General features: G+C 54.5%; 27 protein-coding genes. 23 read left to right on the top strand and 4 right to left on the bottom strand.

The window, feature by feature from the left end; translation table 11 throughout:
- The first annotated feature begins 77 nt into the window (after window positions 1–77).
- On the top strand, window positions 78–527 hold the full coding sequence (locus BVC71_RS12310) for a D-galactarate dehydratase (protein WP_240516848.1): 450 nt from the start codon (window positions 78–80) through the stop codon (window positions 525–527).
- Here BVC71_RS12310 and BVC71_RS12305 read toward each other — a convergent pair whose 3' ends face one another.
- From BVC71_RS12305 to glmU, 4 genes are read right to left on the bottom strand one after another with little or no spacing between them, the layout of a single operon-like run.
- Window positions 528–1,208: a DNA alkylation repair protein gene (locus tag BVC71_RS12305; RefSeq protein ID WP_086451983.1), complete on the bottom strand. Its 681-nt coding sequence runs from the start codon at window positions 1,206–1,208 to the stop codon at window positions 528–530.
- On the bottom strand, window positions 1,208–1,801 hold the full coding sequence (locus BVC71_RS12300; protein ID WP_086451982.1) for a GNAT family N-acetyltransferase: 594 nt from the start codon (window positions 1,799–1,801) through the stop codon (window positions 1,208–1,210). Before BVC71_RS12300 ends, BVC71_RS12305 begins: the two co-directional genes overlap by 1 nt.
- Complete coding sequence (gene glmS, locus BVC71_RS12295) at window positions 1,798–3,615, bottom strand: glutamine--fructose-6-phosphate transaminase (isomerizing) (protein WP_086451981.1); 1,818 nt, start codon at window positions 3,613–3,615, stop codon at window positions 1,798–1,800. The genes BVC71_RS12300 and glmS overlap by 4 nt, the downstream gene beginning before the upstream one ends.
- A 2-nt stretch (window positions 3,616–3,617) precedes the next feature.
- On the bottom strand, window positions 3,618–4,973 hold the full coding sequence (gene glmU / locus BVC71_RS12290) for a bifunctional UDP-N-acetylglucosamine diphosphorylase/glucosamine-1-phosphate N-acetyltransferase GlmU (RefSeq protein WP_086451980.1): 1,356 nt from the start codon (window positions 4,971–4,973) through the stop codon (window positions 3,618–3,620).
- A 117-nt stretch (window positions 4,974–5,090) separates the two neighbouring features.
- On the opposite strand from glmU, the gene BVC71_RS12285 reads away from it, so the two are divergent.
- From BVC71_RS12285 to nuoK, 22 genes are all read left to right on the top strand, one after another.
- A complete protein-coding gene (locus BVC71_RS12285; RefSeq protein WP_086451979.1) occupies window positions 5,091–5,753 on the top strand; it encodes an HAD-IA family hydrolase in 663 nt (220 codons plus the stop codon).
- A gap of 39 nt (window positions 5,754–5,792) precedes the next feature.
- Entirely contained in the window at window positions 5,793–6,998 is a 1,206-nt protein-coding gene (locus BVC71_RS12280; protein WP_086451978.1) for a DegT/DnrJ/EryC1/StrS family aminotransferase, read from the top strand.
- Window positions 6,995–7,498, top strand: a complete 504-nt coding sequence (locus tag BVC71_RS12275) for a hypothetical protein (RefSeq protein WP_133064532.1) — start codon at window positions 6,995–6,997, stop codon at window positions 7,496–7,498. The genes BVC71_RS12280 and BVC71_RS12275 overlap by 4 nt, the downstream gene beginning before the upstream one ends.
- A gap of 75 nt (window positions 7,499–7,573) precedes the next feature.
- Complete coding sequence (locus BVC71_RS12270) at window positions 7,574–8,062, top strand: hypothetical protein (RefSeq protein ID WP_133064531.1); 489 nt, start codon at window positions 7,574–7,576, stop codon at window positions 8,060–8,062.
- A 229-nt stretch (window positions 8,063–8,291) separates the two neighbouring features.
- On the top strand, window positions 8,292–8,657 hold the full coding sequence (locus BVC71_RS12265) for an NADH-quinone oxidoreductase subunit A (RefSeq protein WP_086451975.1): 366 nt from the start codon (window positions 8,292–8,294) through the stop codon (window positions 8,655–8,657).
- On the top strand, window positions 8,657–9,181 hold the full coding sequence (locus BVC71_RS12260) for a NuoB/complex I 20 kDa subunit family protein (protein ID WP_086452060.1): 525 nt from the start codon (window positions 8,657–8,659) through the stop codon (window positions 9,179–9,181). Before BVC71_RS12265 ends, BVC71_RS12260 begins: the two co-directional genes overlap by 1 nt.
- A gap of 9 nt (window positions 9,182–9,190) precedes the next feature.
- Complete coding sequence (locus BVC71_RS12255) at window positions 9,191–9,799, top strand: NADH-quinone oxidoreductase subunit C (protein WP_086451974.1); 609 nt, start codon at window positions 9,191–9,193, stop codon at window positions 9,797–9,799.
- A 3-nt stretch (window positions 9,800–9,802) separates the two neighbouring features.
- Entirely contained in the window at window positions 9,803–10,699 is an 897-nt protein-coding gene (locus BVC71_RS12250) for a sulfotransferase (protein ID WP_086451973.1), read from the top strand.
- A complete protein-coding gene (locus BVC71_RS12245; protein WP_086452059.1) occupies window positions 10,699–11,913 on the top strand; it encodes an NADH-quinone oxidoreductase subunit D in 1,215 nt (404 codons plus the stop codon). The genes BVC71_RS12250 and BVC71_RS12245 overlap by 1 nt, the downstream gene beginning before the upstream one ends.
- Window positions 11,914–11,933: 20 nt before the next feature.
- Window positions 11,934–12,215, top strand: coding sequence for a hypothetical protein (locus tag BVC71_RS12240; protein WP_086451972.1), 282 nt, complete (start codon window positions 11,934–11,936; stop codon window positions 12,213–12,215).
- A 49-nt stretch (window positions 12,216–12,264) separates the two neighbouring features.
- On the top strand, window positions 12,265–13,374 hold the full coding sequence (locus tag BVC71_RS12235) for an NADH-quinone oxidoreductase subunit E (RefSeq protein ID WP_086451971.1): 1,110 nt from the start codon (window positions 12,265–12,267) through the stop codon (window positions 13,372–13,374).
- A gap of 170 nt (window positions 13,375–13,544) precedes the next feature.
- Window positions 13,545–14,240, top strand: a complete 696-nt coding sequence (locus tag BVC71_RS12230) for a hypothetical protein (RefSeq protein ID WP_086451970.1) — start codon at window positions 13,545–13,547, stop codon at window positions 14,238–14,240.
- Between the two features lie 8 nt (window positions 14,241–14,248).
- On the top strand, window positions 14,249–14,473 hold the full coding sequence (locus BVC71_RS12225; protein WP_086451969.1) for a DUF5337 domain-containing protein: 225 nt from the start codon (window positions 14,249–14,251) through the stop codon (window positions 14,471–14,473).
- A 3-nt stretch (window positions 14,474–14,476) separates the two neighbouring features.
- Window positions 14,477–15,757: an NADH-quinone oxidoreductase subunit NuoF gene (gene nuoF, locus BVC71_RS12220; protein WP_086451968.1), complete on the top strand. Its 1,281-nt coding sequence runs from the start codon at window positions 14,477–14,479 to the stop codon at window positions 15,755–15,757.
- Between the two features lie 392 nt (window positions 15,758–16,149).
- Window positions 16,150–16,548 carry a DUF5333 domain-containing protein gene (locus BVC71_RS12215; RefSeq protein WP_133064530.1) on the top strand — a complete coding sequence of 133 codons (399 nt, stop codon included), beginning with the start codon at window positions 16,150–16,152 and terminating at the stop codon, window positions 16,546–16,548.
- Window positions 16,549–16,901: 353 nt separating this feature from the next.
- Window positions 16,902–18,923 carry an NADH-quinone oxidoreductase subunit NuoG gene (gene nuoG / locus BVC71_RS12205; protein ID WP_086452058.1) on the top strand — a complete coding sequence of 674 codons (2,022 nt, stop codon included), beginning with the start codon at window positions 16,902–16,904 and terminating at the stop codon, window positions 18,921–18,923.
- Window positions 18,924–18,973: 50 nt separating this feature from the next.
- Window positions 18,974–19,315: a hypothetical protein gene (locus tag BVC71_RS12200; RefSeq protein ID WP_086451965.1), complete on the top strand. Its 342-nt coding sequence runs from the start codon at window positions 18,974–18,976 to the stop codon at window positions 19,313–19,315.
- Between the two features lie 10 nt (window positions 19,316–19,325).
- Window positions 19,326–20,363, top strand: coding sequence for an NADH-quinone oxidoreductase subunit NuoH (gene nuoH, locus BVC71_RS12195; RefSeq protein ID WP_086451964.1), 1,038 nt, complete (start codon window positions 19,326–19,328; stop codon window positions 20,361–20,363).
- 2 nt (window positions 20,364–20,365) lie between these two features.
- Window positions 20,366–20,860, top strand: a complete 495-nt coding sequence (gene nuoI / locus BVC71_RS12190; protein WP_086451963.1) for an NADH-quinone oxidoreductase subunit NuoI — start codon at window positions 20,366–20,368, stop codon at window positions 20,858–20,860.
- Window positions 20,857–21,270 (top strand): carboxymuconolactone decarboxylase family protein, encoded by a 414-nt coding sequence (locus BVC71_RS12185; protein ID WP_086451962.1) that lies wholly within the window; start codon window positions 20,857–20,859, stop codon window positions 21,268–21,270. The genes nuoI and BVC71_RS12185 overlap by 4 nt, the downstream gene beginning before the upstream one ends.
- A complete protein-coding gene (locus BVC71_RS12180; RefSeq protein ID WP_086451961.1) occupies window positions 21,267–21,875 on the top strand; it encodes an NADH-quinone oxidoreductase subunit J in 609 nt (202 codons plus the stop codon). Before BVC71_RS12185 ends, BVC71_RS12180 begins: the two co-directional genes overlap by 4 nt.
- A 40-nt stretch (window positions 21,876–21,915) precedes the next feature.
- Window positions 21,916–22,221 (top strand): NADH-quinone oxidoreductase subunit NuoK, encoded by a 306-nt coding sequence (gene nuoK, locus BVC71_RS12175; RefSeq protein WP_086451960.1) that lies wholly within the window; start codon window positions 21,916–21,918, stop codon window positions 22,219–22,221.
- Window position 22,222 lies beyond the last annotated feature (1 nt).

Raw genomic sequence — 22,222 nt, 5'->3', positions numbered from 1 at the left:
CAAGGTGGATCACATAGGGTTGTTTGAGGTTCGATGTGGCCTAGTGTCATTGCCAACAAACCAAAAAGGTATTTAGCATGTCCCTACGCGTTGTTTTTATGTCATTTTCTATTCTGGCTGCAGTGGGATGCGCCGAATTGCCAGAAGAATTGGCCGAACCTGCCCCAACGTCGAATGTCGAATCGTTAGATAATCCAATTGCGCCAGCCCCGCCCCCAATGGCGCGAACAGCCGAACAATTTGACACCACATCGGCGACAGACCGCGCCCAAGCGGTTCAGGCCGCATCGGGCGGTGCGAAACTGGGAACCGTCACTGCGACATTGGGATCACCGACCGATCCCGGCATTTGGGTCAAAACGCCATTGGTTGATGCAGTGACCGTGGGCAAGGTGGATTACAACGGCACAACCATCAATGTGGAATTGCGCCCAGCCGACGGTGCATCACAAATCAGCTTGCCTGCGATGCGGCTGCTCAATGCGCCGCTGGCTGGGTTGATTACCATTGACGTATTCAACGGCTGATTATTTCAGGTATCTAGCAGCTTCGCGGCGGGCAAAGGGTTTCATCTGTGCGCCGTGTTCGTCCAAAAACTGACGGACGCGTTCGGGGTTGCGTTTGGACAGGTCGCGCAGCCACCAGCCAATGGATTTTTGGATGAACCAATCGCGATCCGGTACATAGGTTGCGGCCCACCCCATAACACGTTCTTGGATGGCAATATCGGCGTCTTTGGGGAATGCCATTTTGGTCCAGGGTAGAGTGATGACCATTGCAGCCCTGCGGGTCCACATGTGATCCGACGTTGTCCAGCTTTCGACTGTGTCTAATCGGCTTGGATCCGCGACCAGACGTTTTTCGCCTGATTTGCAGACATGGTCTGCAATCGCCCACCCGTCAAAATCGGGTGCCCATGATACGATCAAATCCCACGCGGCCTGATCATCGGGTCGAATGCGGGCTTGTTCCAGTAATTTTGCCGCCAAAATGCGGGTTTCATGAATGTCCGCTTTCCAAAGCGCATCGCACAGGGCCAGTCGTTCGTCCAAATCGACCGCTGGGCGAATGTCGCGGCTTAGGTCGGTCAGAACAGGGACTTTGATCCCCAGAACGCGCCGCGTTGTTTTGTGATAGGCAGCCATGTCCACAGCAGCCTTGGGATCGGCCTGTGCCTCTAGCGATGCAATAATATCGGTGTAGTCCATCAGTCCCGCGGTTTTGTCAGTTGCCAATCCAGATGAGCCCGTACCATAGGCCATTCGTGCTCGACAATCGAATAGACGCATGTATCGCGTAGCGATCCGTCTTTCATCACCATATGACTACGCAGCACACCGTCCAGTTTCGCCCCCAAACGTTCAATCGCGCGACGGCTTTGATGGTTCATGAAATGGGTGCGCAGTTCGACTGCGATACAGCCCAAGTCATCAAAAGCATGTGCGAGCAGTAGACGTTTGGCCTGTGTGTTCAAAGGTCCGCGCTGCGCCGATTTGCAAATCCACGTAGATCCGATTTCGACACGTTTGTTGGACGCATCAATATTCATATAGGTCGTCATGCCCACCGCGCGGCCAGACGCATCCAGCACGACGAACGGCAGCATCGAACCCGTTTTTTGAAGCGAAAGACGCCGTTCGATTTCGGCCTCAACATCGTCGGGATGCGGAATGAACGTATACCAAAGTTTCCACATATCGCCGTCTGCGGCGGCGGTTTGCAGTGGGCCCGCGTAATCAGCAGACAGCGGCGCCAGAGTGACCGCGCTGTCTGACAATGTAACTGGCGCAGGCCAAATCATTCCACAGTGACCGATTTCGCGAGGTTGCGCGGCTGGTCGACATCAGTGCCTTTGGCAACAGCAGTGTAATAGGCCAGCATTTGCGCAGGGACCGCATAAAGGATGGGTGCAAAAAATGCGTCAACCTCTGGCATGATCAAGGTTTCCCAAACGCCGTCCCCGGCCTCTTCTGCGCCTTTTTGATCGGTCACCAACAGAACGCGGCCGCCACGTGCCATGACCTCTTGCATGTTGCTGACCGTTTTATCGAACAGGTCATCACGCGGGGCGATGACGATCACGGGTACGTGTTGGTCGACCAAGGCGATTGGGCCATGCTTTAGTTCGCCCGAGGCATAAGCTTCGGCGTGGATATAGCTGATTTCCTTGAGCTTTAATGCCCCCTCGAGCGCGAGAGGGTACATGCGCCCACGGCCCAAGAACAGAATGTCTCGTGCTTCGGCCAGTTTGAGCGAGATTTCTTCGCAGCGGGTTTCGATGCCCAAGGCGGTGTTCAAGATACCAGGCAGTGACCGGAGGTTTTCCAGATAATCGCCAAGTTCTGCATCGGTCAGGCGGCCGCGTTGATGGGCGGCTTCCAGCGCCAAGACGGCCAAGGTCATCAGCTGGTTTGTAAAGGCTTTGGTCGATGCAACGCCAACCTCGACGCCTGCAAGGATAGGCAAAACGACATCGCTTTCACGCGCGATCGAACTTTCTGGAACGTTGACAACAGCGATGATTTTGTCCGCTTTGCCCGCACAATAGCGCAGCGCGGCCAAGGTATCGGCGGTTTCGCCCGATTGGCTGACAAACAAAGCCGCAGTGCCCGATGTGATGGGTGGTTCACGGTAGCGGAATTCGGATGCCACGTCGATTTCGACAGGCAGACCTGCCAATTGTTCAAACCAATATTTCGCGACGAAACACGCGTAATAGGCCGTGCCGCAGGCAACCATGGTCAAGCGATTGATTGATTTGAAATCAATGTCTTGGTTTGGGAACTGAATGCCGTCTGATTTGACGTAGTGGCCCAGAACTTCGGTCATGACGACAGGCTGTTCTGCGATTTCTTTAGCCATAAAGTGTTTATAGCCGCCTTTATCCACGCGCGCCGCGTCGATGTTTACGGTTTTGACGTCACGGTTGACTTGTTCGCCAGCCTCATCGCGAATTTCCAGACTGCTGCGGGTGATGATGGCCCAGTCGCCTTCGTCCAGATAGGTGATCGTGTTGGTCAGCGGTGCCAATGCGATCGCGTCTGATCCCACGAACATTTCGCCTTGCCCGTGACCAATTGCCAAGGGCGATCCCTTGCGCGCTGCGATCAGTAGGTCTTCTTCGCCTTCAAACAGCAGGCACAGGGCATAAGCGCCCTGCAGTTGCGCGATGGTTTTTTGCGCGGCTTCACGCGGAGCCATGCCTTGATCGACGTAGTAACCAGCCAGCAACGCGACGGTTTCGGTATCGGTGTCGGTCACATGTTCAATTCCGTTGTCCGATAGGAATTGACGCAGCTCGCGGAAATTTTCGATTATGCCGTTGTGAACGACTGCGACTTTGCCCGCGCGGTGGGGGTGCGCGTTCGTTTCGGTCGCTGCGCCGTGGGTCGCCCATCGGGTATGGCCGATGCCAGCCTTACCAGCCAAAGGTTCATGCACTAAACGGTCCGACAGGTTGACCAATTTGCCAACAGCGCGGCGGCGGTCCAGCGCGCCATCGTTTACCGTTGCAATACCGGCAGAGTCATATCCGCGATATTCCAGCCGTTTTAACGCTTCGACCAGAATTGGCGCCGCTTCGTGATTGCCCAATACACCTACAATACCGCACATTTTCAGGCTCCTTTCGCCTGTTTGGCCTTTTTAGCCTTTAACATTTCGAACATTTTGGTCGCAAAGCCCGGTTTGTTTTCCTGCTTTGTCCGTCCAATGGCCATTGCATCGTTTTCGATGTCTTTTGTCACCACCGTGCCTGTTGCTGTCATGGCGCGGTGGCCCACAGTGACGGGGGCAACCAGCATCGTGTTGGACCCGATAAAGGCATTCGCGCCAATCGTTGTTTTATGTTTGAAAACGCCGTCATAGTTGCAGGTGATGGTGCCCGCACCGATGTTGGTGGCTTTGCCCACAGAGGCGTCACCGATGTAAGACAGGTGGTTGACCTTGGCACCTTCGTCGATGGTCGCGTTTTTGATTTCGACAAAGTTGCCGATGTGCACATCCTCGGCCAGTTCAGCGCCGGGGCGCAAACGGGCGAATGGGCCAACGGTCGCGCCGCGGCTGACGTGGCAACCTTCTAGGTGCGAAAAGGCACGGACGGTAACGCCGGATTCGATGGTCACGTTCGGGCCAAACACCACGTTTGGTTCAATGACCGCATCGCGGCCAATCACGGTGTCATGCGCAAAAATGACTGTATCAGGCGCATACAGCGTGACGCCGTTGTCCAGTGCCTCAGCACGCATCGCGTTTTGGAACATTTGTTCAGCGCGGGCCAATTCGGCGCGAGTATTCACGCCCAGCGTTTCAGCTTCGTCGCAGCGCACTACGGTTGCAGTTTTGCCAACCGCGCGGCCAATCGCGACGATATCAGGCAGGTAATATTCGCCAGACGCGTTTTCGTTTCCGACCTGATCCAGTAGCTCAAACAGAACCTGAACGTCCGCGCATATCACACCAGAATTGCACAACGAAATCGCGCGCTGTTCATCGCTGGCGTCTTTGAATTCAACGATACCGGTTAAGTCGTCACCTTCCATTATCAGGCGACCATAACGAACGGTAGGATCAAATACGTCAAAACCCAGCACGACAATGTCGTGCGTTTTGCGTGCATCCAGCATCTTTTCCAGCGTTTCAGGCCGGATAAACGGGGTGTCGCCGAAAGCGACAAACACATCGCCTGTGACATCAGCCAACGCGGCGCGTGCCTGCAATGCGGCGTGGCCGGTGCCTAGCTGTTCTTCTTGGGTGACGACAGTCGCATCAGGGTTCCAGTCGGTCACGGCTTTGGAAACAGCTTCGCCGCCATGGCCAACTACAACGACAGATTTATCCACGCCCACAGCTTCGCCCGATTTCATCGCGTGAACAACCAGTGGCGCACCTGCGATTTTATGCAGAACTTTTGGCATGTCCGAATTCATGCGAGTGCCCATGCCGGCTGCCAAAATAATATGGGAAATACTCATATACGCCTCTTAAATACTTTTGCGCCTGTATGTCGTTGGCTGGGTCATAACTCAAGTTTTAGGGGTTCACATTACCTTTCGGTTCGTTACACGGGGAAAAAAGCAGTTGGAGGCCCCATGCGCACCGTGATATTCGATCTGGATGGAACTTTGGCAGATACAAGCGTCGATTTGATCAACGCCGCCAACAGTTGTTTCAGATCGCTGGGGTTGGGTGAAGTGCTGGATCCTGTTGCTGATGCGGCCGTGGCTGTGCGCGGCGGACGAATGATGCTGACCACCGGCTTTGATCGCGTCGGGTGGGAAGATGCCGCAGAGATTGATCGACAATATCCCCATCTGTTGTCTGCCTACGAGCAGGATGTGGCAACGCATACCTATTTGTACGACGGCGCCATGGATGCTGTGGAGACGTTGAAAACCAACGGGTTTGCGGTCGGTATTTGCACGAATAAGCCGGAAAAGCTGGCTCGGATGGTGTTGAGCCAGTTGGGTGTTCTAGATGCTTTCGGGTCTTTGATCGGTGCGGATACGCTGCCGGTTCGCAAGCCTGATCCAGAGCCATTGGTGCAGGCCGCGCTGCGTGCGGGCGGAAATCCAGAACGTTGCCTGCTGGTCGGGGATAGTGTCACTGACCTGAATACGTCCCGCGCGTTGGGGGTGCCATCTGTGATGGTTGGTTTCGGACCTGCTGGAAATGCTGTGGCGGACCTGCAACCAGATGCAATCATTCAGCATTTCAACGACTTGCCCGATGTTGCGCATTCGTTATTGGGGTAACCCATTGACGTTAAACCGCCGATCGTTCACCGTCCTGCCATGACCGATAAATTCACAGGCTCTTTCACGCAACAGGAACCGATCCCCGAAGAGGCGATCGATGCGGCCGTGCGCATTATGCAAACGGGGCGATTGCACCGTTATAACACTGTCGGTGATGAAATCGCCGAAGCGGCATTATTAGAAGAAGAGTTCGCTAAATTCGTTGGATCGAAATACTGCCTTGCTGTGGCGTCCGGCGGATATGCGATTACGACGGCATTGCGGGCGGTCGGGGTCGAGCCCGGTGATCCGGTTTTGACCAACGCGTTTACATTGGCCCCTGTGCCCGGTGCGATTGCATCTGTTGGCGCAAAGCCGATCTATGTTGGCGTGACCGAAGGATTGGTCATCGACTTGAACGATCTGCGCACAAAGGTGAAGCAGGCCAAGGTTTTGCTACTGTCCCACATGCGCGGCCACATCTGTGACATGGACGAATTGATGCGGATCTGCGGTGCTGCGGGTGTCATCGTGATCGAAGACTGCGCACACACCATGGGTGCAACGTGGCACACGATTCCTTCGGGGCGCTTTGGTCATGTCGGCTGTTATTCGACGCAGACATACAAACACATGAATTCGGGCGAAGGCGGTTTGCTGGTCACCGATGACGATGAAATCATGGCGCGCTCCGTGATGTTGTCGGGCAGCTATATGATGTTCGAACGTCATCGCGCGGGTCCACCAGCGGCGACGTATAAGCGTATCAAATACGAAACGCCCAATATCTCTGGCCGAATGGATAATCTGCGAGCGGCGATTTTGCGCCCGCAGTTATCCCGCTTGTCCGAACAGTGCGGAAAATGGAATGCGCGATACCGCGTGGTCGAGGCTGGTTTGCGCGACACGCCCGGCATGACGCTGATTGATCGCCCCGAAGAAGAGGGCTTTGTCGCCTCTAGTTTCCAATTTTTGTTGTTGGACTGGGCGCCAAGCCAGATCAAAGACGTCGTTGCCAGATGTGCAGCGCGTGGGGTCGAGCTGAAATGGTTCGGCGCGGATGAACCAGTTGGGTTCACATCCAAATATGACAGTTGGCAGTATGCCGAACATCCCCCTATGCCTGCGACTGATAGGATCTTGGCGGGAATCATGGATATGCGTTTGCCGCTGACTTTTACCTTAGAAGACTGCGATTTGATCGCTCGTATCATCAAATCCGAAGTTAGCGCCGTTTGGCAGCAGGAGGCCGCAAATCCGTGACACGTGGCGAAGTCGAGGAGGAGATTCGTCAAAAACTGGACATGTTGCGCGTGCCGCAGCCTGAATTCCGTTTGCCGATCGAATTTCAGAACGACAACTTACCCTTCGTCGAAGGCGATGGCCCATATTTCAAATGGCTGCGCCGAATAGACGGTAAAACGAATGATGAACGGGTCGTCGAAGGGCCAGAGCTGGTGTTTTTGACGATGGAACACCTGACCATGGCGATGGCGCGTCAGGTGGAAAAACAGACCCGTACCCGCAAGAAAGCAGGACTATTGACCCGTTTGCGCGCCAAAGGTGAATATGGCGCTGGACTGGATAACTATTCGCGCAAAACCTGGATGGATGCGCACGTTCGTCTGATGTCCGCAATCCACGAAGGGTGGGGGACGCGTGTTCGTTTGAAATACGACATGATGCTGAAAAAATTTCCCCTGACCAAAGATGAACGGGCAGACGCTCGCATGGTCGATTTGACGCAATTCGGTATCGATTAACCGACCTATATGGGTTGCATGCAGGGGCGCGTTGCAGGCAATTAGCGCCCAAACCACTGATCGTCGGAGGCTACTTTGTCACAAATGCCGAAAGAGGGCCGTTTTGAATACGGCAAAATGGATCGCCAGACGGGCGCGCAATGGGTTCATGTGACCCCTGAAATGGCACGCGCGCACCCGCAGGGCAAAGTGAACATTCCGATCATCGTCATTGGATTGATTTTTGCGGCCACAGGCATTTGGAAAGTGTGGGGGTATCTGGAATTCGGTTACTTGTCCCTGCTGCTCGGCGGTGCGTTGCAATTGTTGACCGCTTTGACCTTGCTGATCCGCGCACCGATTGCGTTGTTTTTTGCAGGCGGTCAGTTGCTGCTATCGCTATTTTTCACGGTCACTGGTGGCGCGATGAAAACATTGTCGGTGAGCGGCCCTGCCGATTCTCTGTTTACTTTGGGTTTCTTGATCTTTTCGGCGTTATCTTTGTTTTATTTGTTCGAAGGGGATCGCCCGAACCTGATCTATCGTCATCGCTACCGTAGTTTTGCGAAAAGAACTGAAAACTAAGACCCGAAAGGGTATGTTTGCCAACCAATGCTGGACAGATAAACGCCGCCGTGCACATCATCATTCAGCGTCTTGGGGCAAAAAACACATCCGTCTGGCTGATTTGAACGTAAAAACCGCATCTGGAAACCTTACGTTCGGTTGACCCTTTGACGTGGCAGGGGTAAAGCCATGACAAACCAACGGACCTGTCACAAAGACGGTTGAGTCCTGTAGGAAAGGAACTGTCGTGGAAGAAATGCTTCGCGAATACCTCCCCATCATTGTTTTTCTGGGATTGGCCATTGTTCTGGGCCTGATTCTTGTTCTGGCTGCGGTGATCGTCGCTGTACGTAACCCGGACCCTGAAAAAGTGTCGGCATATGAATGTGGTTTTAACGCCTTTGACGATGCGCGTATGAAATTTGATGTGCGTTTCTATCTGGTGTCGATCCTGTTCATCATCTTCGACCTTGAGGTCGCGTTCCTGTTCCCATGGGCCGTGGCATTCAAAGACCTAAGCATGGTCGGTTTCTGGTCGATGATGGTGTTCCTTGCGGTTCTGACCGCAGGCTTTGCATACGAATGGAAGAAAGGCGCTCTGGAATGGGAATGATGACCGGTTCCAACACCGCTGGTGTTGATAAAGAAGTCGTAACCCAAGCGATCAACGCGGAACTGCAGGACAAGGGTTTCCTTGTGACCTCGACCGCGGACATCATTAACTGGGCGCGTACTGGTTCGCTGCACTGGATGACCTTTGGTCTGGCGTGCTGCGCGGTTGAGATGATGCACACCTCGATGCCGCGCTACGACGTGGAACGTTTTGGTACTGCACCACGTGCATCCCCGCGCCAGTCTGACCTGATGATCGTTGCGGGCACGCTGACCAACAAAATGGCACCTGCGCTGCGCAAGGTTTATGACCAGATGCCAGAGCCTCGTTACGTGATTTCGATGGGATCCTGCGCGAACGGTGGTGGTTACTATCACTATTCCTATTCGGTTGTGCGTGGTTGTGACCGTATCGTTCCTGTGGACGTGTACATTCCGGGCTGCCCTCCAACTGCTGAGGCGCTGCTATACGGTTTGCTACAGTTGCAGCGTAAAATCCGCCGCACCGGCACAATCGTTCGCTAAGGGGGCCTTATGTCTGACGCACTCAAAGAACTCGGTGCTCTGCTAGAGCTGAAACAAGCGGACGCTGTTCTGGGCTACGAAGTGGCTTTTGGCGAACTGACTGTTGATGTGGCGCTGCCGCAAATCGCGTCGTTCGTTGAATTCCTGAAAAACGATCAGTCCTGCCAGTTTTCTTCGCTGGTTGATGTGACCGCCGTCGATTACCCAGGCCGCGCGAAACGTTTCGACGTCGTGTACCATTTCCTGTCGATGTATCAAAACCACCGCATTCGTCTGCGCGTGGCTGTACGCGAAGACGAAATGGTCCCGTCGATCATTGAAATTCACCCATCGGCAAACTGGTTTGAACGCGAAGTGTTCGACATGTTCGGCATCATCTTCTCGGGTCACCCAGACCTGCGCCGCATTTTGACTGACTATGGTTTCCGTGGTCACCCGCTGCGCAAGGATTTCCCGACCACCGGTTACACCGAAGTCCGCTATGACGAAGCCGAAAAGCGCGTTGTATACGAGCCTGTCAAACTGACCCAAGAATACCGTCAGTTCGATTTCATGTCCCCATGGGAAGGTGCTGAATACATCCTGCCTGGTGACGACAAGGCAGAGGCCAAAGGCTAAGCGATGACTGGGCAGACGCTCTTGTATTGTGTGGGTGCGACAAAGGCGGGTACGTCCTGGCTTTATCGTATGTTGCATGATCATGACGACTGCCACGTCCGCGCGGTGAAAGAGGCCCATTATTGGGACACCTTCGGCCCAAAGCGTTGTGATCGTCAGGTCACCGCATTTGAAAACCGCTTGAGCGCGCTGGTTCGCCAACGCGCACAGGCACTGCAGAACGGAAATCAGCGCCGCGTTGGCAATCTGACACGCCAGATTGATGATATGGTTGGCCTGATTGATGTGCTAAAGTCTGACCGCACCGGCGACGTTGCCTATTGGAACTGGCTGTCGCAGGGTAGCGCAGACGCCAAAGTGGTGGCAGAGATGACACCGGCGTATTCGCTGTTGGATGTTGATCTGCTGCAACGCATGGCCGCACTGCGTCCTATGACCAAAATGGTCTATTTGATGCGCGACCCGCTGGACCGCCTATGGAGCCACATCCGCATGGATGTCGCCCGCGAAAGCGGCGAAGCCGATCTAGAGGCCAACGCTAATGCGCGTTTGGATCAGATCGTGTCGGGGCAGGGTGGTGGCAACATTCTGCCGCGCGGTGATTACCGTGCGGCTGTGCAAAAACTACAACAGGTGATCGCGCCCGCGAACCTGTTGATCGAATTTACCGAACGGATGATGACATCCGCCGGTTGGAAAGGCATCTGTGCTTTTCTGGGTATCCAACACAAGGATGCCAACGACGAACGTAAAGTCCACGAAGGCGCCAAAGCCAAAATGGACGAAGATCTAGCGGCGAAAGCCGTTCGGTTTTTGAAAGATCAATACGACTGGGTCGCCGGAAACGTCGGCCCTCTGCCGGATAGATGGCAGGCTAACCTATTGAGGGCACACGCATGATGGATGGTGGCAAAGGGTTCGAGGACGCACTGACCGGCGAACAAAAGATCCGCAACTTTAACATCAACTTCGGCCCGCAGCACCCTGCGGCCCACGGCGTTTTGCGTCTGGTTCTGGAACTGGACGGCGAAATTGTGGAACGCTGCGACCCGCACATCGGCCTGCTGCACCGCGGTACCGAAAAGCTGATGGAATCGCGTACGTATCTGCAAAACCTGCCGTACTTTGACCGTCTGGACTACGTTGCGCCGATGAACCAAGAACACGCTTGGTGTCTGGCGATCGAACGCCTAACCGGTGTTGAGGTCCCGCGCCGCGCATCGCTGATCCGTGTTCTGTATTCGGAAATTGGCCGTGTTCTGAACCACCTGCTGAACGTTACCACTCAGGCGATGGACGTTGGCGCGCTGACGCCGCCACTGTGGGGCTTTGAAGAGCGTGAAAAGCTGATGGTGTTCTATGAACGCGCATGTGGTGCACGTTTGCACGCGGCCTATTTCCGTCCAGGCGGTGTTCACCAGGATCTGCCTGATGCGCTGATCGACGATATCGAACAGTGGGCAAACGAATTCCCGCAGTTCCTAGAGGACTGTGACGGTCTGCTGACCGAAAACCGCATCTTTAAACAGCGTAACGTTGATATCGGCGTTGTTTCCGAAGACGACATTCAGAAGTACGGTTTCTCGGGCGTTATGGTCCGTGGTTCCGGTTTGGCATGGGACCTGCGCCGTGCGCAGCCGTACGAATGCTACGACGAATTTGATTTCCAAGTTCCTGTCGGCAAAAACGGCGACTGCTACGACCGTTATCTGGTCCGCATGGAAGAAATGCGTCAATCGATTTCGATCATCAAACAAGCGATTGCAAAGCTGCGCGTAGAAGGCGGCGATGTTCTGGCTCGTGGTAAACTGACGCCTCCGAAACGTGGTGACATGAAAACCTCGATGGAATCGCTGATCCATCACTTCAAACTGTACACCGAAGGTTTCCACGTTCCTGAGGGCGAAGTTTACGCGGCTGTTGAGGCACCAAAAGGTGAATTCGGCGTGTATCTGAAATCGGACGGTTCGAACAAACCATACCGTGCAAAACTGCGCGCACCTGGCTATCTGCACTTGCAAGCGATGGATCACGTCGCAGGCGGTCACCAGTTGGCTGACGTTGCCGCGATCATCGGTACCATGGACATCGTGTTTGGCGAGGTAGACCGCTAAAGCACGTAACGGAGTAAGTAATGCGTTTTCGAGTATGTTGTTTTGTTGCTCTTTTACTTTCTCCTGTATCGGCTTTTGCCGATGCACATGATCAAAACGCTGCGCTGATCCAAGCCATCGAAGATGCGGGTTGCGTGGTGGACACAGAAAACGGCGACGCCGTTCTGGCCGCTTCGGGTCTGTCCGAAGAAGAGGTGTTTGCCGCAGTGCAATCCCTTTACGAGGCTGGGCTTGCCGTTCTTGAACCAGACGGGAGCATGACGCTCCAGACCGACGCTTGCTTGCAAGCCGAAACGAATTGAAACCTCGGCCAGGGAAACCCCAGCCGCATAAGACCGGAGCTTGACGCCGATGCTGCGCCGTTTGCACCACGAACAGCCCGAATCCTTCGCCTTTACGCCTGCAAACCAGGCTTGGGCCGAAGCGCAGATCACCAAATATCCCGAAGGCCGTCAGGCTTCGGCGATCATTCCACTGCTGTGGCGTGCGCAAGAACAAGAGGGTTGGTTGTCGCGTCCTGCGATCGAAACCGTCGCTGACATGTTGGGCATGGCCTACATTCGCGCTCTAGAGGTTGCATCGTTCTATTTCATGTTCCAGCTGAAACCGACTGGTTCTGTTGCGCATATCCAGATTTGTGGCACCCTGTCGTGCATGATCTGCGGCGCCGAAGATCTGGTTGCTGTCTGCAAAGACGTGATTAACGAAAAACCATTTGAACTGTCGGCTGACGGCAAATTCACATGGGAAGAAGTCGAATGTCTGGGCGCTTGTACAAACGCGCCAATGGCACAAATCGGCAAAGACTATTACGAAGACCTGACCGCTGATGGTCTGCGCAAAATGCTGGCTGACATGGCAGCAGGGCAGGTGCCTGTACCTGGCCCTCAAAACGGCCGCTACGCAGCCGAGCCTCTGTCCGGTCTGACATCGTTGACCGATCATGAAAGCGGCAAGCAGCAGTACAACGCAAGCGCTCAGCTGGCGACCGACATCGGCGACAGCATCAAACGCATTGACGGCACCGAAGTGCCATTGCTGACGCCATGGTTGAAATCGGGTGCGTCCGCATCGGCGCCAAAGCCGCCAGCGGAAAAAGCACGTCCAAAGTCTGCTGTTCAGCAGGACAAAGCCGCAAAAGCTGTATCCAAGGCGAAGCCAAAGACTGAGCCAGCCGCGAAACCTGCTGCGAAGGAAGAACCAGCAGCAGCTGTTGAAGAGAAACAACCCGAAGTTCTAACCGCTGCACGTGATGGCGGCGCGGACGACCTGAAACAGATTTCGGGCGTCGGTCCGAAACTCGAAGGTGTTCTGAACGAATTGGGCTTCTATCACTTTGATCAAATCGCGAAATGGACCGATGCAGAGGTTGCTTGGGTCGATGCGCGTTTGAAATTCAAAGGCCGTATCGAGCGTGACGGTTGGATCGCTCAGGCTGCTGAATTGGCCAAAAAATCGTAATCAAATCGCCACAGGGGCCAAAAACTTGCGTTGTTTTTGCGCATTTGGCCCCTGAACCCACGAAAAACGCACCATCGGTACAATTTTTTGTAGTCTAACTCACAGAAGGGCAGTGAAGTCTCTGGCGTAAAAAAGGGACAATTTCACGGGACATTGAAGGAGTTAAGATTATGACAAATAAAAACGATGGTTGGGGATGCCGCGAAACATCATGGTTGGCCGCTGGTATTATTGGCCTAGTAGCTGCGATTATTCTGGGCGTTAGCGCGGATTGGGCGTGGCTCTTGGCCGTTTTGGGCGGCGTTGTCGTTGCGGTTTTGGTGGGGCTAATCCTGCTGAATTTCTTTTGCAAAGAAGCGGACGTTAGCGAAACCGTTACTGCGGCACCTGCTACTGATCCTGCGCCTGCCGTTGCGCCAGTTACTGCGCCAGAGCCAATTGTGACGGAGCCTGCGGCAAAGCCGATCGAAACACCTGTAGCGCAAGAGGCCGAACCAGCAGTAGCCGAACCCGTGGCAGAGCCAGCTCCAGAAAAGCCTGTTGAAGCTGCGCCCGCGCCTGTTGCGCCATCCGTCGAAGGCGGTGAAAAACCCGTCGCAATGGCTGCGGCACGTGGCGGACAGCCTGATGATCTAAAGGTCATTCAGGGGATCGGGCCAAAACTAGAAGAACTGTGCCATTCGCTGGGTATCTATCATTTCGATCAGATTGCCGGCTGGGGGGCAAATGAAGTAGCGTGGATGGACAGCAATTTGCCACGCTTTAAAGGCCGCGTAACCCGTGATAATTGGGTGGCCCAAGCTAAAGAAATCGTTGAAGTAGGCGTTGACGTTTACGCAGAACGCGCCAAAAACAGCGGTAAATAAGAGATACTATGACCAACGATCCAAAGCCAAATAGCCAAACGGATGGTCGGCGCCCTGCGCTGTTCCTAGCTGGTGTTGGTGTGTTTTGGGTCGTTGCGACATGGATCGGAGGTCAACTGGGCCTGTCCATGCGGACCCGCGCCCTGTTTGATCTAATCGCCCTTGCCGGTTTTGGCTGGGCTTTATGGATGACTTATGGCATCTGGCGGTCACGCCAGAATGATGAAAGGTGAGCCATGCTCAAGGATCAGGACCGGATTTTCACCAACCTTTACGGTATGCACGAACGCACACTTGCGGGCGCTAAGGCACGCGGCCACTGGGATGGCACGGGCGATATCATCAAAAAGGGCCGTGATTGGATCATTGATGAAATGAAGGCTTCGGGCCTACGCGGACGCGGTGGTGCGGGTTTCCCCACCGGTCTGAAATGGTCGTTCATGCCAAAAGAATCGGACGGTCGTCCGGCTTATCTGGTTATCAACGCCGACGAATCGGAGCCAGGTACCTGTAAAGACCGCGAAATCATGCGCCACGATCCGCACACGCTAATTGAAGGTGCGTTGATTGCGTCTTTCGCTATGAATGCGCACACCTGCTATATCTACCTGCGCGGCGAATACATCCGCGAACGCGAAGCGCTGCAGGCCGCAATTGACGAAGCATATGACAATGGTCTGCTGGGCAAAAACGCTGCTGGCTCGGGCTGGGATTTTGATCTGTATCTGCACCACGGTGCAGGCGCATATATCTGCGGCGAAGAAACCGCACTGATCGAAAGCCTAGAAGGCAAAAAGGGTATGCCGCGCATGAAGCCGCCATTCCCTGCTGGCGCGGGTTTGTATGGCTGCCCGACCACCGTGAACAACGTCGAATCGATCGCTGTTGTTCCAACCATCTTGCGTCGCGGAGCATCGTGGTTTGCAGGTTTCGGCCGCCAGAACAACGCGGGCACCAAGCTGTTCGCGATTTCGGGTCACGTAAACAACCCGTGCGTCGTCGAAGAAGAAATGTCGATTTCCTTCGAAGAACTGATTGAAAAACATTGCGGCGGTATTCGCGGCGGTTGGGACAATCTGTTGGCTGTTATCCCAGGCGGTTCGTCCGTTCCATGTGTGCGCGGTGAACTGATGAAAGACGCGATCATGGACTTCGATTACCTGCGCGGTGAACTGGGCTCCGGCCTGGGTACTGCGGCAGTCATCGTCATGGATAAATCTGTCGATATCGTCAAAGCGATCTGGCGTCTGTCGAAGTTCTACAAACACGAATCCTGTGGTCAGTGTACGCCCTGCCGCGAAGGTACAGGCTGGATGATGCGCGTGATGGATCGTTTGGTTCAGGGCAACGCATCGGTCGAAGAAATCGATATGCTGTGGGATGTGACCAAACAGGTCGAAGGCCACACCATCTGTGCACTAGGTGATGCGGCAGCATGGCCAATTCAGGGCCTGATCCGCAACTTCCGCCCAGAAATCGAAGAACGAATCAAATCGCGTTCGATTGCGGCTGAGTAAGGTTTCTACCTTACAATTGACTTTGATTAGGCAGCCCCTCGGGGCTGTCTTTTTGTATAAACCTTTGGGCGATTAGGCGGCTATTGGTCGTTGATGGTCCATTTTTCCATATCCAAAGCGCATTGGACGGTGTTAGGCAGAAGTTGAAATAGGCTTGCCAAGTTTGGTGCGCCTCATGTGACTTTGGTCGCCACTCACGGAATGCTGTCACTCTATGAACAGCTGTAACCCGACTTGGTCACATTTTGCGCGCTCAAGGTCGTAATAGCCTTGGGCGCGTCGTATTTTCCGCAATTCCCCCTAGTTGTTATTGAATAACGGCGCCACACTTTCCACATCTGATCCAACGCGCCGCCATAACTGCGGGGCAGAGCAGAACAAAGGAACAGGTCGTGAAATATCCTTTTGTCGGAATGACAACTTTTGCCGTCCTGATTGCAGGCGCGTCCAGCGCGGCGGGTGATTTGGCGTCCGAGCCTGAAATTTCGGGTGGTTTGATCAATGCAGGAATCGCCATTGAAATCGCAACCCAGTGCGATTCAGTCGACGTACGTATGATCCGCGGGGCGTTGTATCTGCGTAGCTTAGAACAAAAAGCCGCTTCCATGGGATATTCGGAAACTGAGATCGACGAATACATCCATGATTCCGATGAAAAGAAGCGCTTGGAGCGTTTAGCTCGGGCGCAGCTTGCGCAAATGGGTGCGGTCGTCGGGAATGCTGATTCATATTGTGCTGTCGGACAGACCGAAATTTCCGCGAATACCGAAATTGGGCGGTTACTCAGATGACAGCGGGTGGAAAGTCGATTTGCACGGACTGTGGAGCGTTGTCGCAGGGGCAAGAAATCTGTGACAAATGCGTTGTTAACGCACAAATAGCGCCTTTTCCGCCATTTGCGTCAGTTCTGATCATCGCATTGATGCCGGTTGTCATTGTGGTGCCCGTCATCTTTTGGATCTTGCGGGTTTGATATTTTTGACAAAAACTGTCAGGTTTAAAACCTGAAAAATCCGTGACTTTTGGTGTCGTTCGCGCTGGTATCAAACGAAAAGCCGCGTTAGAACGCCCGCGACTATACGTAACTGCGTGCTATATCTGCGTGGAACGAAACGTCGTTGCGACAAGAACCAAAAGGCTGGCCATGTCCGATCTTAAGAAAATCATCATCGACGGGATTGAACTGGAAGTACCCGGCGCCATGACGCTGATTCAGGCTTGTGAAGAAGCCGGAATCGAGGTGCCTCGCTTCTGTTACCACGAACGACTGTCCATCGCAGGCAACTGCCGTATGTGTCTGGTCGAAGTCGTAGGTGGCCCGCCCAAGCCAGCCGCATCCTGTGCGATGCAGGTCAAAGACCTTCGCCCTGGCCCAGAAGGTCAGGCGCCTGTCGTAAAGACCACTTCGCCTATGGTCAAAAAAGCACGCGAAGGCGTGATGGAATTCATGCTGATCAACCACCCGCTGGATTGCCCAATTTGCGACCAGGGCGGTGAATGTGACTTGCAAGACCAAGCGATGGCCTATGGCGTCGACTTCAGCCGTTTCCGTGAACCAAAGCGCGCTGTAGACGATCTGGACCTAGGACCGTTGGTTGAAACCCACATGACCCGCTGCATTAGCTGCACGCGCTGTGTTCGTTTCACCACCGAAGTCGCCGGTATCACTCAGATGGGTCAAACGGGCCGCGGTGAAGATGCAGAGATCACAAGCTACCTGAACGAAACGCTTGATTCGAACCTGCAAGGTAACATCGTTGACCTGTGCCCAGTTGGTGCGCTGGTTTCGAAACCTTACTCGTTCACTGCGCGTCCTTGGGAACTGACCAAGACCGAAACCATCGACGTCATGGACGCGCTGGGTTCGAACATCCGCGTGGACACCAAAGGCCGCAAGGTTATGCGTATCCTGCCGCGCAACCACGACGGCGTGAACGAAGAGTGGATTTCCGATAAATCCCGTTACGTTTGGGACGGCCTAAGCCGCCAGCGTCTGGACACTCCATACATCCGTGAAAACGGTAAACTGCGTAAAGCATCGTGGGGCGAGGCGCTAAGCGCGGCTGCCGCAGCGATGAAAGGCAAAAAAGTCGCTGGTCTGATCGGTGATTTGGTCAACGTAGAATCGGCATTCAGCCTGAAACAGTTGATCGAAGGTCTGGGCGGCAACGTTGAATGCCGTACCGACAAATCGCGTCTGCCAGCTGACAACCGTTCGGCATATGTTGGCACCGCGTCGATCGAAGATCTGGATGATGCGGACATGATCCAAATCATCGGTTCGAACCCACGCATCGAAGCGCCAGTTCTGAACGCTCGTATCCGCAAAGCTTGGCTGCGCGGCGCGACTGTTGGTCTGGTCGGCGAAGCTGCTGATCTGACATACGACTATGCACACGTTGGCACCGACCGCGCGGCACTGGCTGAACTGTCGTCGAAAACCATTGGCGAAGCGAAAGACCTGAAAACCGTTGTGATCATCGGTCAGGGCGCGCTGAACGAAGCTGACGGTCTGGCTGTTCTGGGCCACGCGATGCAATTGGCTGAAAACTCGAATTCGAAATTCATGGTTCTGCACACCGCAGCCGGCCGCGTTGGCGCATTGGACGTAAACGCAGTCACCGAAGGCGGGGTAGAGGCAGCAACCAACGGCGCAGAGGTCATCTATAACCTAGGCGCGGACGAAGTCGAAATCGGCGAAGGCCCATTCGTGATCTACCAAGGTTCGCACGGTGACCGCGGTGCAATGCGCGCTGACGTGATCCTGCCATCGGCAGCCTACACCGAAGAAAACGGTCTGTTCGTAAACACCGAAGGTCGCCCTCAGTTGGCGATGCGTGCGGCATTCGCACCAGGTGACGCGAAAGAAAACTGGGCCGTTCAGCGTGCACTGTCGGCTGAACTGGGTAACGCGCTGCCATGGGATAGCCTTGCCCAACTGCGTCAGGCACTGGTTGCAGCTGTTCCGCATCTGGCACAGATCGACGAGGTTCCATCGAACGAATGGACCCCGCTGCCGGCAGAAAAAATGGGCAACGCGACGTTCCGTCCTGCGTTCCGCGATTTCTACCTGACCAACCCGATCGCTCGCGCTTCGGCTTTGATGGCGGAACTATCCGCTAACGCCAAAGCACGCGCCGAATCGAACAAGGTCGCGGCAGAGTAAGAACCATGAGAGCCTTCGTCATTATCTTGGCGGTGGCTCTTTCGGGGTGCATGGCATCCCCGACCACAACAGGGGCAGGGGGCAACCCCGAATACCTAGGGGTCGAAACACGGCTGTTGGATGGTGACCTTGTTGGATTCAAGGTCGCGATGACAGGGGCCAGCAGTGCAGAGGACGTTGAACGTTACGCCCGATGCGCCGCAGCACAATACGCGCTGATCCGTGGATACGGGTTCGCGAGGCACATTCGCACACTGACCGACCAGAATGGTGGTGTTTGGACTGCGGATGCTGTTTACACAATCTCGCCTGCGCTGCCGCGTGGGCTAAGAACAATAGACGCCGAAGTCACGGTCGCCGATTGCGGCGTATCTGGCATACCGACGGTTTGAGGGAACGAATATGGTTGAATTCTTCACCACAACCAACCTAGGGATCTTGCTGCTGACGCTGGGGCAGTGCCTTTTGGTTCTGGTTCCGCTTTTGGTCGCACTGGCATTTCTGATGTACGCTGACCGCAAAGTCTGGGCTGCGGTCCAGATGCGCAAAGGTCCAAACATCGTTGGTGCTTTTGGCCTGCTGCAATCCTTTGCTGACTTTATCAAATACATCGTAAAAGAGGTCGTTGTACCTGCCGGTGCTGATAAATTCGTGTTTTTCCTGGCGCCGATGATTTCGTTCATCATGGCTGTGATCGCTTGGGCGGTAATCCCGTTCAACGATGGCTGGGTTCTGGCAGACATCAACGTGGCCATCCTGTATGTCTTCGCGATCTCCTCGCTTGAAGTATACGGCGTGATCATGGGCGGTTGGGCTTCCAACTCCAAATACCCGTTCCTTGGGTCGTTGCGTTCGGCGGCTCAGATGATTTCGTATGAAGTATCTATCGGTCTGATCATCATCGGTGTGATCATCTCGACCGGTTCGATGAACTTTGGTGACATTGTCGCTGCGCAAAATGGTCACGGCATCCTGTCGTGGTATTTCCTGCCGCACTTCCCGATGTTGTTCTTGTTCTTCATCTCGGCCTTGGCTGAAACCAACCGTCCTCCGTTCGATTTGCCCGAAGCTGAATCCGAACTGGTTGCTGGTTATCAGGTTGAATATTCGTCCACACCGTTCCTGTTGTTTATGATCGGCGAACTGACCGCAGTCGTTCTGATGTGCGCGCTGGTATCGCTGCTGTTCTTAGGCGGTTGGCTGTCGCCAGTTGAATTCCTGCCGGATGGTTTCTTCTGGATGTTCATCAAAATGGTGTTCTGCTTCTTCATCTTCGCGATGGTCAAAGCAATCACCCCTCGTTACCGCTATGACCAACTGATGCGTCTGGGTTGGAAAGTCTTCCTGCCACTGTCGCTGGCTTGGGTCGTATTGGTATCGTTCCTTGCTAAATTCGAAGTGCTTGGCGGCTTCTGGGCTCGCTGGGTAATTGGAGGCTGATCATGACGCAGATCGATTACGGCCGCGCCGCGAAATATTTCCTGCTGGCTGACTTTATCAAAGGTTTCCAGCTGGGTCTGAAATACTTCTTCGCGCCCAAAGCAACGCTGAACTACCCGCACGAAAAGGGCCCACTGTCCCCACGTTTCCGTGGTGAACACGCCCTGCGTAGGTATCCAAACGGCGAAGAGCGTTGCATCGCGTGTAAACTGTGCGAGGCGATCTGCCCTGCACAGGCGATCACCATCGACGCAGAGCCACGCGAGGACGGTTCGCGCCGCACCACGCGTTACGACATCGACATGACCAAATGCATCTACTGCGGTTTCTGCCAAGAAGCCTGCCCAGTAGACGCGATTGTCGAGGGGCCGAATTTCGAATTCTCGACCGAAACCCGCGAAGAGCTTTTCTACAACAAAGAAAAGCTGCTTTCGAACGGCGAACGTTGGGAAGCTGAAATCGCGCGTAACCTTGAACTGGACGCACCATACCGATGACCGATCCGAAGAACCCTTTTGACGCTATGATGCGTGCCGGACAGGAATGGGCCAAATCCATGAATCCTGCGCTGGAATCGTTCATGCCCAAAGGGTTCGAAGGCATGTGGCCGACCCTGTCGGCCGACATGATGGAAGCGACAATGGGCAAGACCTTTAATCCTGAAGGTCTGGATGCCAAAACCCGCCTGCTACTGACCCTGACTGGTTTGACTATCATGGGCGCGCAGGCGGAAACACAGATCCGCCTAACGGTTCGCCACGCACGCGAAGCCGGGGCAACGAAACAAGAGGTCGCCGAGACCATCGCCCAAGCGGCAATGTTCGGAGGCGTCCCAGCAATGACCAAAGCCATGACCCTAGCAAACGAGGTTATGGAAGAGGACAGCAACAAGGACAGCGACGTATGAGTGTAGCAGATATCGCCTTTTATTGCTTTGCACTGACGACCGTAGCGGGTGGTCTATTCACCGTAATCGGGCGCAACCCGGTACACTCTGTACTCTGGCTGATCTTGGCGTTCCTGTCGTCGGCTGGCCTGTTCGTTCTGCTGGGCGCAGAATTCATCGCGATGCTGCTGATCATCGTCTACGTCGGCGCGGTCGCGGTGTTGTTCCTGTTCGTTGTTATGATGCTGGACATCGATTTCGCCGAGCTTAAGGCGGAAATGTCGCGCTACATGCCGCTGGCCTTGCTGATCGGTGTGGTTCTGCTGCTGCAATTGGCAATGGCTTATGGCGCTTGGAACTTCTCGGACGGTGTTGATGCCCGTCTGGCCGCACCAGTCGAAGGCGGCATCCACAACACACAAGGTCTGGGTTATCTGATCTACGACAAATATATCATGCTCTTCCAATTGGCTGGTCTGGTTCTGTTGGTCGCGATGGTTGGTGCCATCGTTCTGACCCTTCGCCATCGCCAGAACATCAAACGCCAGGACATTCTGGCACAGATGTACCGCGATCCGGCCAAAGCAATGGAGCTTAAGGACGTTAAACCGGGGCAGGGTCTGTAATGCCACTATTCGCAAAAGAATATAGCGAGGGACGGAACACATGATCGGAATTGAACATTATCTCGTGGTGGCGGCAGCGCTGTTCGTCATCGGAATCTTCGGGCTGTTCCTGAACCGCAAGAACATCATCATCCTGCTGATGTCGATCGAACTGATCTTGCTGTCGGTGAACATCAACTTCGTCGCTTTCTCGTCGTTCCTGAACGACATGGTCGGTCAGGTGTTCACCCTGTTCGTCCTGACGGTGGCAGCAGCAGAGGCGGCGATCGGTCTGGCGATCCTCGTATGTTTCTTCCGCAACCGCGGTACCATCGACGTTGAAGACGTCAACGTGATGAAAGGCTAAT

Source organism: Marivivens niveibacter (assembly GCF_002150005.2).
GTDB lineage: Bacteria > Pseudomonadota > Alphaproteobacteria > Rhodobacterales > Rhodobacteraceae > Marivivens > Marivivens niveibacter.
The sequence above is the reverse complement of the archived record's forward strand: the minus strand, read 5'-3'. Positions and strand labels throughout refer to the sequence as shown.